The organism is Nostoc sp. 'Peltigera membranacea cyanobiont' 213 (genome assembly GCF_002245975.1).
Taxonomy (GTDB): domain Bacteria; phylum Cyanobacteriota; class Cyanobacteriia; order Cyanobacteriales; family Nostocaceae; genus Nostoc.
The window spans coordinates 41523-56817 of the sequence record NZ_NOLI01000025.1 but is presented as its reverse complement, the minus strand read 5'-3'; the positions used below and the strand labels follow the sequence as shown (position 1 = coordinate 56817).

The 15295-nt window shown below is 33.6% G+C and carries 15 protein-coding genes and 1 tRNA gene; 11 read left to right on the top strand and 5 right to left on the bottom strand.

The window, feature by feature from the left end; translation table 11 throughout:
- Window positions 1-156 precede the first annotated feature (156 nt).
- Window positions 157-242, bottom strand: a tRNA-Val gene (locus CDG77_RS10175).
- Window positions 243-440: 198 nt separating this feature from the next.
- On the opposite strand from CDG77_RS10175, the gene CDG77_RS10170 reads away from it, so the two are divergent.
- Both CDG77_RS10170 and CDG77_RS36390 read left to right on the top strand, forming a co-directional pair.
- Window positions 441-1181, top strand: a complete 741-nt coding sequence (locus CDG77_RS10170; RefSeq protein WP_190233943.1) for a tyrosine-type recombinase/integrase — start codon at window positions 441-443, stop codon at window positions 1179-1181.
- 209 nt (window positions 1182-1390) lie between these two features.
- Window positions 1391-1561, top strand: coding sequence for a hypothetical protein (locus CDG77_RS36390; protein ID WP_190233942.1), 171 nt, complete (start codon window positions 1391-1393; stop codon window positions 1559-1561).
- Between the two features lie 289 nt (window positions 1562-1850).
- On the opposite strand, the gene CDG77_RS10165 is transcribed toward CDG77_RS36390, so the two are convergent.
- From CDG77_RS10165 to CDG77_RS36385, 4 genes are all read right to left on the bottom strand, one after another.
- Complete coding sequence (locus tag CDG77_RS10165) at window positions 1851-2141, bottom strand: hypothetical protein (RefSeq protein ID WP_094329272.1); 291 nt, start codon at window positions 2139-2141, stop codon at window positions 1851-1853.
- 445 nt (window positions 2142-2586) lie between these two features.
- Window positions 2587-4038, bottom strand: a complete 1452-nt coding sequence (locus tag CDG77_RS10160) for a hypothetical protein (RefSeq protein WP_143856993.1) — start codon at window positions 4036-4038, stop codon at window positions 2587-2589.
- A 90-nt stretch (window positions 4039-4128) separates the two neighbouring features.
- The gene (locus tag CDG77_RS10155; protein WP_094329270.1) at window positions 4129-4938 is read right to left on the bottom strand and encodes a phage antirepressor KilAC domain-containing protein; all 810 of its coding nucleotides are present in this window, start codon (window positions 4936-4938) and stop codon (window positions 4129-4131) included.
- Between the two features lie 83 nt (window positions 4939-5021).
- Entirely contained in the window at window positions 5022-5189 is a 168-nt protein-coding gene (locus CDG77_RS36385) for a hypothetical protein (RefSeq protein WP_190233941.1), read from the bottom strand.
- 1579 nt (window positions 5190-6768) lie between these two features.
- Here CDG77_RS36385 and CDG77_RS10150 point away from each other — a divergent pair.
- The 9 genes from CDG77_RS10150 to CDG77_RS10115 are packed head-to-tail and all read left to right on the top strand — an operon-like array spanning window position 6769 to window position 15287.
- On the top strand, window positions 6769-8217 hold the full coding sequence (locus CDG77_RS10150; RefSeq protein WP_094329269.1) for a hypothetical protein: 1449 nt from the start codon (window positions 6769-6771) through the stop codon (window positions 8215-8217).
- Between the two features lie 12 nt (window positions 8218-8229).
- On the top strand, window positions 8230-8376 hold the full coding sequence (locus tag CDG77_RS36380; protein WP_190233940.1) for a hypothetical protein: 147 nt from the start codon (window positions 8230-8232) through the stop codon (window positions 8374-8376).
- A gap of 8 nt (window positions 8377-8384) precedes the next feature.
- Window positions 8385-8762 (top strand): hypothetical protein, encoded by a 378-nt coding sequence (locus tag CDG77_RS10145; RefSeq protein WP_094329268.1) that lies wholly within the window; start codon window positions 8385-8387, stop codon window positions 8760-8762.
- 26 nt (window positions 8763-8788) lie between these two features.
- The gene (locus CDG77_RS10140; protein WP_094329267.1) at window positions 8789-9154 is read left to right on the top strand and encodes a capsid cement protein; all 366 of its coding nucleotides are present in this window, start codon (window positions 8789-8791) and stop codon (window positions 9152-9154) included.
- Between the two features lie 28 nt (window positions 9155-9182).
- On the top strand, window positions 9183-10253 hold the full coding sequence (locus CDG77_RS10135; protein WP_094329266.1) for a hypothetical protein: 1071 nt from the start codon (window positions 9183-9185) through the stop codon (window positions 10251-10253).
- A 58-nt stretch (window positions 10254-10311) separates the two neighbouring features.
- A complete protein-coding gene (locus CDG77_RS10130; protein ID WP_094329265.1) occupies window positions 10312-12513 on the top strand; it encodes a hypothetical protein in 2202 nt (733 codons plus the stop codon).
- Window positions 12510-13079 (top strand): hypothetical protein, encoded by a 570-nt coding sequence (locus CDG77_RS10125; protein ID WP_094329264.1) that lies wholly within the window; start codon window positions 12510-12512, stop codon window positions 13077-13079. The genes CDG77_RS10130 and CDG77_RS10125 overlap by 4 nt, the downstream gene beginning before the upstream one ends.
- A gap of 3 nt (window positions 13080-13082) precedes the next feature.
- Window positions 13083-13895, top strand: coding sequence for a hypothetical protein (locus CDG77_RS10120; RefSeq protein WP_094329263.1), 813 nt, complete (start codon window positions 13083-13085; stop codon window positions 13893-13895).
- A gap of 18 nt (window positions 13896-13913) precedes the next feature.
- Complete coding sequence (locus tag CDG77_RS10115; protein ID WP_094329262.1) at window positions 13914-15287, top strand: hypothetical protein; 1374 nt, start codon at window positions 13914-13916, stop codon at window positions 15285-15287.
- Window positions 15288-15295 lie beyond the last annotated feature (8 nt).

The following is a 15295-nucleotide window of genomic DNA, read 5'->3' as shown; positions in this document are numbered from 1 at the left end:
TGAAGCGATCGCTTTGCGAAGCAAATGGATAAAGTCGAGCTTAGAACGGAGTTCGTAATGCACCACGATCTATGGTTAGGTGCGTTACGCTATCACTAACACACCCTACATATATTTAGATTTTTTCATAAATCAAACCCGATTCTTATATATAAGTGGGCGATACTGGATTTGAACCAGTGACCCCATCCGTGTGAAGGATGTGCCAAAAGCTACAATGCGCTTCACTGCGTTAACTAATCCATCTCCTATTTGTTCAAATGGCATAATTTGGCATATAGGTTATGAAAGCTATAACAGTTAGAAACAACTCAGGACGCTGCTTTATCCGGTGGGTATATCAAGATAAACGATACTCATTAACCTGGGGTTTGTGGGCTGACAAAGTAGAAAAAGCTAGATTAGAGTACTGCGCTCAAATAATCTACAAGGATTGTTTGGTGAATCAACTTGATACTACACTTACTAAGTACAGGTATTGGTTAGAAGGTATTGTAAGCTCCTCTAATGACTTTACTAATGGTAATTCTACACCTAAACAAACCTATCCTGCCCTTATTGAGCTACTGGAGCAACGACTAGTTGATTACTATAATGTTGCAGATGAAAATTTACTGCGACATCTTAGGAATTATAAAAAGGTAATCGATACTACTGTAAAAGCTAAAGATTTCATTACTTGGTTAAAGAACAAAGGTAATAAATCTTCTACCCAAAAAAGATACCTAACCATTCTTAAAATACTTAGAAAAGATTTATTTGGTGACATTGAAATTAAGGTGGCTGAAAAACCTAAGCCTAAACCTTTCACTACTGATGAAGTTGACAGGATTTTAAATTCCCTACAAACTGACCAATACTACTCACATTATTATGGGTTCATTTTAACTCTGCTTAATACAGGGTTACGGGTTAGTGAAGCGATCGGTCTCAGATGGCAGGATGTTGACCTACAGAAGCGTGAAATTCACATGTATGAATCTCTGGGTAGAACTAGAGGTAACACTAGCCATAGAGAAAGACGAACTACTAAAACTGCTAAATACAGAATTATTCCTGTGAATAATAAATTGCATAATTTATTACAGGGTTTATATAAAGGGCAAAGTAAGGAGCAGTTAATATTTACTAGCCCTACAGGTAAAGTTTTAGATGACCATTTAATCAGTCAACGCTGCTGAAAGAAAACTTTAGAAAGGTTGGGTATAGAGCATAGACCTTTATATACTTGTAGGTCTACTTTTATCAGCCACTGCATTAGTAGTGGTATCCCTCCTCATGATGTGGCAGCTATCGTTGGTAATAGTGCTGATGTAATTTTTAAGCACTATCTAGGCTCAATTAAAAAGCCTACGCTACCTGAACTTTAAACCAAACAAAAGGAGTCATTATGGAAGTGAACCTTCCTGCTTTAATAAAATATTTTGAGATGCTGTGCTCACTAGAGGATGGAGATGAAATTCATTTTGGTGAAAGGATTGTAAAAAGAATGGGAAACCGAATTTGGGAAAGTGTGTTTATTGTTAATGAAGAAGATGAAGAGGAAATAGAGGAAGTTTAAATATCTACAATATGCCAACTCAAACCTAGTTTTTCTTTAGTAACTCACTGTTAAGAGAGAATTTAAGAAAGACTAGGTTAACCTAGCTTGGGGCTGAATATTCATAAATTAGCCACACTAAAGTTAACGTTCAACCATCCTTAAGAAATGGGCCGTACCCTTTAGTGCTTTACACAGTTAAACTACAACTCATCTGCAGATGGGAGTTACCCTGTGTGACTAGTGTGGTATACATTATAGCCGTAGACTTGGTAAACCTATAAACAGTGGTTTTACTTAAAATTATATTTCAGTGTTTATCCTCTAGCTTAGGATGGGGAAAAGTTACAGGGGGGCGGTTATTATTGTTACCCAATTCCTTGAATAACTGATTTGAACTTTTAGGACACTCTCCCAATAAATCAGTTATCTCCTTTTGTATAGCAGGAAAGGCTGATTTATTTTCGTCAGTACTTACTTCTGTGATAATAGCTGAAACCAGCTTCGCCTGTATCTCTAATACTCTTTTTAATCTTTCATCTATTTCGTCTAACTTTTTTAGATATGAATTATCACTTGATAGCCCAAGGGGATATGACATGTCTTTAATGATGAAAGTACAAGCACATGGTATGAGCTATTTACTTTTATGGCGTGATTTAAATCACTAGCTAATTGCTTAAAGCAAAGGAATATTTTTTAAAAGTGGCAGTTTTTTAGAATTTGCAAAACTCCCAAATGCTTACCAAATAAGGATACTTCTATTCTTAGTTAAGTGTCTAAGAAGGTAGCTAAGGGGGAGGGAAGGAAAACTTACCTACGGACTTAACATAAATGAGAACTAATATAAATTTACTTAGATAATCTTAATAAGATAATATACACTTAGATTACTTAACGTTTACTTAATAAGATAATATACAAATAGTTTACTTAAGGGGATTTTTATACCACCCAACATTTAAAGGGGCTACCTTTTTCAAGATAACCCCTAATTCTATCACCCATTACTAACGCCCCGCAGGGGCAGTGAAGATAAGTTCAGCTTACAGTTCTACATATTCAAGCCCAGTCAGAATACCAAGCTCATCAGCTCTTGCCTGTACAGCACCAACTATTCTAGTTAACCACTTCTTCTTTTTACTTTTGTTTGTAAAATTTATAGAGCAACCATCATGTTGAAAGATGGTGATAATAAAATCCTTAGTTGTCTTAGCAAGATCCAGAACAGGCAACATTAGATATAACTCTATAGCCTGCGCTTGCTGTGCCATTACACTCCTGATATATTCCTTCCTTAAATCATCTGGTGATCCGTCAGAAAGCTTAGAACCCCTAAGGTGAATCACTTTCCCAAAGACAGTCTGAACACTATCATAATCATTTAATTCTTTCATCCTTTGTTCTCTAGATTGATAAAGAATTTTAATTATAGGGTGGGTCATATAAGTTTTACCCCCATCCACAATCCCAAAGCGTTCTAAATCTTCAGTGAGGTCAGCAATTAAATTCTTTTTAACCATCCCATACATGAGACTGTAGAGTGAATCTTTTAAGTCTTCCTTAATAAGCTCATATCGAGGATTGTCATTATACTTCATATTTAAACCATCAAGCCCATAATGATTTATTAAGCTAATCCAAATACTTTCACCACTCCTTAAGAATTCTTGAATCTCTTCTATCTCCCACATTTTAGCTGCGATCGCAAGTTGACAGCTTGTTAAATCAAATTCCACCCACCCCTTTGTTAATGTCTTTCTCAGTCCCTTAGTTAACATAGGGATAGAATAGTTGAAAGGAAATATTCTAACTGTTTTACCCTTATCAGAACCCTTGTAGAATGGTTTTAATACATCCCTAATGGTAGCCAATATCTCAACCTGTAATCTACTAAGTTCTGGGTCTTCTATATTAAATGCCTTCACTAAAGTTTCATTTAGATTAGCCTCAATTACTTTAGTGAAGCTGTTAACAGGCAGGTCATTTAAATACTCAGCTAACTCTCTAGCCTCAGGAGCACATAGGTCAAGGTAAGTATTAGCCTCAGCTTTAATTAAATCACGACTTAGTTTCTCCAATCTAGGGCTATACTTATCACCTGTTTCAAAATATACTCTTGTTTCTGTATTCATAAAGTTATATCTCTCCAACTCTAGTGCTTGCTCAACTTCTGGTGTAAACTTTACTAAAGCTGTTCTTGCTAAACCTTCTTTAAAACTCCAGGCAGACCATTGAAAGGCATCTTCACCCATTACTATACTCTGAAAAGATAGTAAGAATTTAGCTGCATTGTAGTTAGTGGATTCCTTTGCTATTTCCAGTTTACCCTCAGCCTTAGCTACCTGGTGCTGACTTATCACAGGACATCCATTAACTTTATCTTTTCTGCCAAACAGTAAATACTGCATGAATCTCCAATAAGAAACACTTTTATCAATCCCAGGATAAGTACGCAAAATAATATCCCTGAACTCTGAAGAGGTAGTCTGACGCATATTTATAAATAATTTAAAATAATAAATTCCGGTATCAAATATAATATTTGAGAAGGGATGACAATAGTTACTCACCCCTTCATTTCTTACTTAAGCAGCTTTACTATCTAAAGAAGCTAGCATAGCTTTCTCAGCCTTAGAAGCAACCTTCACATCATTAATTAACTTAGAAGTAATAGGGTAGCCAGCTTCCAATACTAATCCAATAATATATTCCTGGCCCATAGAATTAACTAAAGGTACAAGGTAGTAAGTATTTCTATAAGAGTCATATTTCTCTACCACATTAAATAAATGTAAGTACTTCTGCATGGGTAAGTTCTTCATGGTAAGTATTCCACCTTTTCTCAAGAACTTAAAGATATTTATAGGACCCAGCTCTTTCACTCCCATTACCTTACTTAATTCACCAATCGTAATTTCTTTATTACACCCACAAAGAATATTAAAGGCATCAGCTTTGGGTTCTAGTTCAGCCACTTTACTTTCAGCAGCAGCAACCTGTAGCCTAGCTTCTCTAATAGCAGTAGCTGCCTCTTCTAACATAAATACAATATCAACAGGTGGCTTAGGTAAAGACTTAATTTCCTTAAGTTCCTTTTCACACTTAATAAAGTAAAGTCGCACCTCTTTACCTTTAGCAGTTCCAGATAACATAGCTAACTGCTTAAAGCAATCTCCTGTTAAATGTATATCTTCAGTAATCTGACGCTCCACTTTATTGTGGACCGTCAAATAATCTATATTACTTTCAAAGTTAGCAACCAATACTCTTTTAGCAGCATCCTTTCTAGAATATTCTAACCACTGCCAAGCATCATCAAAGTTAACTGAGAATTCTACTTCTGATTCAACTGCATTCTTAATCTGAGATTGGATTGAAATATTTAAAGTTGTCATATAATTGTAATAAGTATTATTTTAAAATTTATTTGAGTAATTTATTTAGCCAGCCCTTTTATTAGAGCTGGTTTCTTTATAGATTAAGTTAAAGAAGAAGAGAAAGGGTGACTTTCATACTGATCTAAATAAACCTGAACTGCCTTTCTGAGGATGTCACTTTTATCAAGTCCTTCAAACTCAGCTACTTTTTCAAGTTTAGAATTGTGACCTGCAAATAATCTTATTGAAGTAATTTTATCTAGTTTCATAAGTTTTAGTATTTGTGTTCGCTTATACCTCCATTATATTCTATTAAATTATTAATGGCCATAGCTAAAGCTGTATTAATTGAGCAGTTTAAATAATTTAATTAACTGAAAATTCAGCCGCCTCAATCAATACTATATAGAGAGAAGAAGACTAATACATATTCACCTTCTTTAAAACCATAAGGTAACTTCAGAGGAGAGTATATACCTTTAGAAACTGTAATGGTCTCATAACTGTAGGAAGTTATTTAAATTTAAGTCTCTTAACTAAAGCCTTTGGACAAGTTTCATTAGTAGAGAGCAGTTATTCAAGTTTTATTCAGCGCCAGGATAACCAAAATTCAAGGATATTTAAGTCAAGTTCACTAAAGCTAAGAAAAGTTGTAGCATCCTGCATATAGATTTCTTCCATTATCAGGTGCGTAAAGTGTAGCAATCTTAATTAAGAAAGCTGTATTAAAGAGTTCTGTATCCGTAAAAAGAAGTGTCCTGAAAGGACTTATGAACTCCCTTACTGAAGCTTTTAAATAGTTAGAAAAGTTCTTAATTTTATTTACTTCCCAACTGAAGCGTTTAAGCCAGCTATATATAAGTTCTCTTAGTTGCGATCGCTAAGTAATAGATACCTGTATTAAGCCATCTTGAGCTGCGATCGCTAACTATTTAAGGTGCCTAAACTTAGGGATACTACAGTATAAGGACTCCTGAAAGGGGGTCCGAAACTAATCTATATGTATATATCCATACCCTCTTATACCCCTATGTATACACAGTAGTAGCTATCTACATACCTAGATACTCATACACACCCACCTATAGGGTACAGGGTATACCACCACCTACCACACCCCAGTACTATACTATGGTGTACACATCTACAACAGTAGAATAATTAAATAATTAAATAATAATTATATTGTTATATATAACACTAATACATCACCAGTACTGTGTGCTGTAGCTACCTACCACTGTGTGTGCTAGGTACTAGTGGTAGTGTACTGTGTGTGTACTATGTAGTAGAGAGAGACTAAGTAGTGTGAGGTTATATGCAGTGAGTAACCATATAGTAGTGTACAAGAGCTACTGTAACCTTTCTACTGAAGCGTTCTTAGAGTGCGATCGCAACACACACCCTTATTAAAGCTTTCTTGAGTGTTGTAAGAAGTGTCTGTAGCTTAGTCATCAGTGACTGTTATGTACAACCTCTATGACAACATGAGTAATCTTAGGGAATAAGAGAGTCTAAAGACTTAGTTGTATGTATGTAGTGATAGTGTAGTACTAACCTTATATAAGTGTCTTATCTATTAATGTTAAGAGCATCCTTATAACCTTCTTACTTAAGCATTTAAAATAAATAAATTTAGGGAGTCGTAGCTTATATTTTTTAAGCCAATGATATAGGGTGTTAGAGGTTATAGAAATAAAGACTGCCGGGGGGTGGGATGCCCTTTCCCAGTACCCTGTATTTACACATAATTTTTAACCCTACTAATATCTATTTCTACAAATGACTTTATCCCACTTTTAATAGAGTTAAAATAGTAATATAAATAAATTAATAATAAGATTTTAAATGGCTACAAAACAAGAATTATCAGATGCCTTTGAAGGTATTAACCCTACCACTAGTAAGGAGTTGCCTATAAGGTTGATTCAGTTAGTAGTAGAACAGCTTAAGTCATTTTTGTTAGGAGATGGGTTTGAAAAGAGAATTAAATTCTTAGCAACAAACTCTGACGAACAAATTCAGCTTGATACTAAACTAAGTGAGTTAAAATTATACAGCTTACTAAATGATTTGTATTTAGAGGTGCCGCTATATGGAGAAAGCTTTATTGATATATCCAATGGCACATTAAGGCATATTAAAGCCCTGGATGTAACAGAAGTAAAAGTAGATCCCACTGATCCTCTTAAAGTTGTTTACTTAAAAGAACAAAGAGAATTCTATATTGCCAGTGAAAATAATTATAAAGTCATTGAGGTTGAACATTACTTAGGAGTTAATACTCCAGAAAGTGAAAGTGATTTAGATTTACTTAATCTACCTGATTATAAATACTTTGTAAAAGTAGGAAATTCTGAACCTATTGAAATGGGTGATCGTCTTCCTATTATTAGAGTAGTTGATTCTTTAAGTGGTAAGGAGTCTAGATCTCCAGTAGAAAGATTAATTCATTTACAGCTTGAATATAATGATATTCGTAGCAGAATTAATCTAAATGGTAAGCATTGTAAGCCGCAGATTTATACGATTGGAACAAGCGCCCCTGCCATTATTGGACGCACCAATGGTAATAGACCTGATGCAATTGATTCACCTACTGGGTCTGCTGAGTTTCAGACAGCTTTTACAAATGATGGAGCATCAATTCTACATTTACCTATTAGTGCTGCTGCTGCTGAGTCAGGTATTACCCCTAAAATTGGTTATCTACAACCAGTTGATTCTTCATACCTTGAAAGACAAAGATTAATTATCCTTCAAGATATTTACAGCCTCTGCGGGGTAATGGTACTTGAGTTACAGAATGCTAGATCAGCTAGTAGTTCATCCTCCCTTGCAGTTCTTTATGAACCCTTACAACGTGCGACTTTAAATAGAGCTAGTTATTTAATAGCTGCTATCTCTACTATCTTTGAACAATTAGGAATTAATATTACCTATAGAGTAGAACTTCCTGATGTTATGCCAAGGAATGTAGAAGACAAAAAGTTGCAAATTGAAGCAGTAAAGAATAAACTTATTAGTAGAAAGAGATACCTTATTCAAGTTGAAGGACTATCAGAAGAAGAAGCTATTAAGGAACTTGAACAATTAGATAGTGAAAAGGGATTAAATATTCAATTCTCTGCTGCTCTAGTTGATTCAAAAGACGCACCTAATGCAGATGATGGTACGTTATTCTCTGATAAAGCAATTGACAGTAATGAAGCAAAATCTAATATAATAGATACATCAGCTTCAATAGATCAAAGTTTAAATAATATAGATAACCCAGATAATACAATTAATAAATAATAATATAAACAAATGGCATTACCTATTAAAAAGAAAGCTGCTCCAGCTAAAGTTGATTTCAAGAAACCAGTTGATCCTAAAGCTAAAGAAAAAGCAGCAGGTAAAGTAGCTCCCAAGTTTTCAGCTAAGAAAGCTGCTCCTGGTAAAGTTAAAAAGTAATTTAAAGTATGAGTGATTCTCAAGATACTTCTCAAGAAAATATTGTCTCTGAAGAATTAGATTTAGGTTTAGAAGTAGCTGTACCCGTTATTGATTATGAAGCAGCCATAGCTAAAACTAAACCTGATTTTCAGAGAATGGTAAAGCTTCTAGGAATCCAGCCCTCTGGTAGTACTCAAGAAGAAATAGAGTCAGACATCCTTGCTAAACAATTAGCTTTTGAATCAGATTTAAAGACTACTTTAGTTCCTAAGATTCAAGCAGCTTTACAAGGGATAACTTCTAAGACAGCAGGTAACTCTAATATTACTCCTAAACCTGGTGTTTCAGTAAATCCTCAACCTGACAAAGTAGAACGTAAACTTAAAGCCTGGAAAGGTTATTAATCTCCTAATTATTTATAAATAAAATTATGTTAAATGTAGCTTACAACGTAGTACTATATCGTTTCATTTCTTCTGCTAACTTAGATGGTTCCATTGTTAACCTAGTTGCAGCAGTAGACATTGCAGAAGGTTCAGTAGTTTCTATTAACTCAAGTGGTCTAGCTATCCTTGCAACCGCTTCTACTATTCCTGTTGGAGTAGCTAGACATTCCCGCAAAGCTGGTACAACTGTTGCAGTTGAAAGTAATTGCATTATTGAAAACAAAGGTACCTCCTTGGCTCTTACACCTGGCACAGCAGTATTTGCTGGAGCTGCGGGTATTGTAGCTGGTACTGGAACCAATAAAGTTGGTGTTGCTCTTACCGCTAACAAAGTTAAAATTTCACTTTAATATTATTAATTAAACTATTTAAAAGTATATGACTTATAACACGACCTTTTTTGGTGAATTAAATTCTAATGATGCTGAACTAGTAACAGTTGATAATATTTCAGTTGTTAGTATTCTTCGTGAACTAGACCAAGATTTGCAGTTCTATACAGATATGAACACCCGCTTCTTTGGTCCACTAGTAGAGAATGTTTCTACTCCTCAGAAAGTTGTAAAGGTATATGATGGTGAAGATTTAGAAAGTTATACAGAAGCAGCTAGACCTACTTCTAGAGAAACTGTCTATGATTACACGCAAGAAATTCCTTTCCAAGAATACTTCACTGCTTTGACTTTGACCAAGAGAGCTGTTCAATTGATGACTTCAGAAGAAGTTGCAGCTTATGTTCAATCTAAACTGACCAGCTTTCAAAAGTCTAGGTTCTCTTCTTTGCGTCAAGCTTTGTTTAGCAATGCTAACCGAGTAATCATTGATTCTACTAACAAGTATCAAACGACCAGCTTACCCTTTTATAACAGTGATACAAGCACAGCTTCTCCTGCTATTAATGGTTATACCTTCCAAGCTGGAGACTTACAACATTACAATGCTGTAGCTTCTGCTGGTGCTCCTACACCTACTGAAATCCGTACTAAGTTAATTGACAAAGTACGTCATCATGGTTTCCGTAACCTTGAAATCTGGGTATCAGATTATGACTATACGCTTGAAAGTTTGACAGGATTTGTGCCTGCTGAAAATCAGTTAGGACGTAACCTTCAAATCAATACTGATGGTGCTAATGGTGAACGCCAACGTCAACTATCTCCTTTTGAAGGTTTGGTTGGATTTGTTAGTAATGTTCCTGTTATTAAAACTCCTATTGCTCCTATTGGATATGCAGTTTGTATTGGTGCAGATGGTGGAGCTAATCGCACACCTTTACTAAGCCGTCAACCTCAAGTAGCTTCCTTGGCTGGACTTCAAACTGATGTTAAGTCTACCTTTGCTTTGGAAAATACTGTTATGAGTGAAGGCTGGGGTTATGCTGCAAACCATCGTGGTGCTGCTGCTGTACTTCAATTGAATGCTACTTCCTATACAACTCCTACTGTATAAGAGTTAATAATTAAGGGGGTTGTTAGATATCCCCTTATAAATAATATTTAAGAAACAAATGGCTAATCCTTTACATAAAAATAAAGTAATTCAATTTATAAAAAGATATCCCAATTCAGAAGACTTTATATTAACAACAGGTAATACCCCTTTATCAAATGGTAATACCACCACTAGTTTTACCCCTGGTTGTTCAGTAGGACTATCAAATCAAGCAGGTAATCCAGCTAACTTTAATGACTTAATAGATATGTGGGTAGCTGGAGGATTAGTTAGAAATAATATTAATCCTTTTGGTTTAATGAGATTATGGGCTGCTACTTATAGAACTTATTATCACTGGTGTAAATCTGTTAAAAGACCTTATTCAAATCCATTAAGCTCTACAGTTGTAACCAAAAATAAATTATTAGGCACTGATGAGTACCAAGTAAAATTTACTGGTAATTTAAACTCTGGAACTATAGATGGTAGTACATTAAGTGGAGCTTTTACACAAGGTAGATACGATTCAGCAACTCCAGACCCAGGAATTAAAAGAGCTACTACAGCAGGAAGTACTAGAGAAATATCACTACTTCCTTATATACCTTCAGTTCTATTTGAAGTAGCTGATGTATCTGCAAATCTTGTTACAAGTTTACCTGTTGGAAGTATAGCTGCTTTGTATGGCGGACCTATTAAATGTGAACTATTATTTGATAGTGCTGTAGATATAGATTCAGTTTTAATACCCCCTCCTTATGCAACAGCAGATCCTGCAACACCTGAAGCTGGTTTATTTAATTGGTTCTATCCTAGTAATTTTAAGATACGTTCTTCTTATGATGGAATTAATTATACTTCCTCGTTTGAATATAACAAAATTATCACAGCTTTAAATCAATTAGTTCAAACAGCTACAGGTCCTAATAAGTTTTATGATTGGAGACAAATAGGTACTACTAATTCTAGTATTAATAGTGTTACTAATCCTACTTTTGTTACAGCTTTAAATAATATTTCAAACTATTCTTCTTCTACTAATCCTAGTTTATTAGGTACTTATACACCTAACAATGCTCAAGCTAATATTGATAGTTGTTTTACTAATGATTCTCCTTTCCCTACTAAAGTAAAATCAATTGACTTTAAATCCTCTAGTTATGATTTAAGTTCTTTTGTAGTTAGTAGACCTTTGAAAGGACATGAGGTAGAAGTAGTTACTATTACCAAAAGTGGTGTTTCTAAAACTTGTATTGTAAAAACTTGGTTCTACCAAAATAATGTTGCTAAATATTTTAATGGTAGTTCAATGATTTTATTACCTTTACAGTATAGAACAAATGCTCTTGCACCTTTAAACTTTGGTTACTTTGAAGTAATAGATATTACTTCAGGTGGTGGAACAATTTGTTATGGTACTTGTGAATCTCCTATATCAATGAAAGGAGTTAGGTCTTTAGAAATAACTTCAGGTGTAGTAGACAATACAACTTTGAGACCTTACATTGTTGGCTTTCCTTATGTTAAAGGTACAATCAAATCTATTGTTACTCAATTAAATAATGGAGTAAATGTAAATAATAGTTACAGTCCAACTTATACTGATGCCTACTGGACTACTTATTCTCCTGCAGCATTTGATATTGGTAATGTAACATTCTCAGATACTATAGCTAGCTCTGCTTTTGGCCTAGTAAACTTTACTGGAACCAATGTAGATAAATGGAAGTTAATGCCTTATACATTGCCTTCTAGTGGAATATTTTTAGAAAGTCAAATTAAATCTAGTGCAGCTACAGTAAGAGAAGTTCCTCTTGATTTTAATTACTTAGAAGATTATATAAATAATAGAATTATTCCTTTACCTACTTCTGCTGAATTAATTCAATTTCAAACAGAAGCAGATGCTAGAGGATTAGATGTAGTTGTATATTACTTTAGAGTTAAGTTTAGTGCATTCCTACAAGAGTTAATTAATTACTGTAAATCTACTTGCTTAAAGTTTTGGCAATATTCTAATAATATTAGATCAGTTAGTAACTTTGAAACATATACTGTTGATGCTTTACAGTTTGATAACTCTACTCTACCTATAGAAAATGTTATAGCTTCTGGTGTTAAGACCTATGAAATTATTACCAGTGGTAACTTTGATATAGAAAGCAATCTTCCTGCTGGTAGGCTTTGGTTTCTTTCAGGTGGGGATTCAAGCAGAATAGATATAGATATTGCAGTCCTTCAAAAACTTTTAGATATAGCAGGTATAACAGTATGAGTTTAATTACATCCATTGAACACTATGAGTTAATGGCAAGGAGGAATTCTTTATCACATTTAATATCTCAGTTTAGTGGAATACTAGCTGTTGATTACAAAGGTAATATTACTTCTGGTATTAACTATTTTATTGATGATGCTGCTGTTAGATTTAAAGAAGTAGAGAATTCTTCTAATGGTCCTAGAGTAATTCAGAAAACTCAAAGAGCTTGGGCTTTACCTGGTTATTTATTAGAAGGCATTAAACGCCCTCAGATTAGCCCAGGAATAGAATTACCAACATTACCTACAGGTTCTGTTTCTACTACCCCTGCTGACGTTTTACTAGTTACTACAATACCTTATTACTGGTATCCTCAAGTTCCTAATGGGAATAAACTTAATTCTTATGAATTGAGATTTGATATACCTTTCTTAGATTTAAAGAATAATAGACAATTATTTAAAGTAGGTCAGAATAGTATTTTAGAAGAGGGAGTATTAGTTATACAACTTTCTGCTCAACCTGCTTCTATTACTACTATTTCTTCTCTCAATGGAACTTTTGATTTTAATTTTACATAACTAATGGATGACTTAAACTCAGGCTTACTTCAAATTAATTTAAGTCCAGATATTATAGATAACCTTTATACAATAATATATGGCAACACTAAAACAGATAAGGTAATACCAGAAGGTAATTACGCTCTACTAAGAAACTACAAAGCTAATTATCTTTTGTATAATAATAGTATAGGTTTATTTGGAATAGCTATTGTTTCTGAAAAGACAACTAAAGTTCTTAGCTATATTGATAACTTATTAAAACAATTGAAGAGTGACCCTGAGTTTTGGTCCAAGTTAGCTGTTGCTATTAGAAAAGAAAAGAGAGTATTTACTACTAAAATTATTAAAGGCTATACCACATCAGAAGATGGAGATTTAATAACAGCAGTTACCACTAAAATTTTACCTAATCAAGATTATAGAGTTTATGATATAAATGCCACTGACTCTGCTACAGGTACTACACTCTTTCAAACTAAAGAAGTTAATAATATTAGAAGAGGAATTAGAACTGGTAGCCTTATTTATAAAACTGGCTTGGTTGGTTATTTAGATCCTACTAGTCTTGGTGGTATTGATGCAGCTATTGCCTATTCTGATTTAATAGTAGATGAAGAAGCAGGTACAGTTAGTGAAAAGATTAGTTTTAAATTAATTAGTAATAAAGAAAAGAATAGAGAATTACTAAAAAGAAATGGTTACTATTTTAAATCTGAATTAAAACTATTATTGCAACCTGATTTTTTATCTAAAACTTTTAAAGGCGGATTGTATATGAATGTGGAAAAGGTTGGCTACAAATTAATGGCTAACTTTCAAGATAATGTTTAGTTATATATAAATATTAATATGAGTACATCAATTAGTTGGGATTTATTTGAAAGCACTTACCTTAGACCTCAAATATCTGATGTCTATGGTGCTCAATATGATGAGGATACTTTAAAGAAAACTACGTCTGCTTCTATTGTAGATTTAGTTAGTAAAGGATTAGTAGACATAGGTCCTTTACCTAGCACAACTATAATAGATGCAACAGCTCAAATAACTTATTTAAACCCTAGTCAAGTAACTATTGGTAATAGATTTTCTGTTACTTATAATAATGTTACTATTTCTTTTGTAGCTACTGCTGCCACTGTTGGAAATGTAACTGCAAATTTAACTAGTCTAATAAATGCGAATTCTACTTTTAATACTGATTTAACGGTTTATAATGATTCTACCAGAATAAGATTAGTAGGAACTACTTTAGGTGAGTCACAAGAGTTTTATACTCTAGCTGAAAGAAATGTGGGTACAGGTAATCCTGTATTAGAGGTAGTAATAAATGATGAAGCTAGTGACTCTGAATTATTAGTAACTGATTTAACAATACTAACTGCTAATCATTCAGATGCTTTTAGTACTATAGCTGCTGGAGTTAAATACTTTTTAGTATCTGACCCTGTAGTTAAATTACAAACTGCTGCTGGTTTAGATATTCAAAAGAATGAAGCATTAACCACTGCTTGTAAATCTAACTATGAAACATTAATTCTTGCTTATTTAAGGATACATATTCTTAATGAGATAACTGCTTCTGCTTTTTGGAAAGAAAAGTTACAAGTTTCTTCTACCCAAACTGCTAATACATCTGGACAATTAACATTAGCAGAAAGACTTGCAATTATTGAAGCTGAAAAGAATGCTAAGTTAGAAGAGATTGCTAGAGAAGAAGATAAAGCTTTAGCTATAGGCGATCAGAAGAGATTATCTTCTATTGAATTAAAGCAAGTTGATAGAGCTTATGAACTAGAAAATAAAGCTGCTCTTATTGAAAGAACTGCAACTAATGGAGCATGGACTTCAGCAGGACAGTTTACTATTAGTTACTTAGATTACTATGCAACTGATTTAGAAGATACTGTATCTTTAATTGTTAAAGATTTTACTAACTCAGATTATGGTATTCCTTCTATATTACAAACAGGTAATTATGAAGCTTCAATACCAGTTATTAATTATAAGAGATTAGATATTTCAATAGTAGCTTCTGCTAATATTACTTTCAAATTACAAGAACTTGTAGATATTGAATGGGAAGATGTCAGTCTAGAATTAACAGATAATGCAATAGTAAAAAGTTATTCTTTAATTAATACTTCTCTTATAAAAATAGTAATTACTGGTTTAGAAGCTAATACTGAACTTCTACTAACTGGACAATTACATAGTAATTAATATGAATA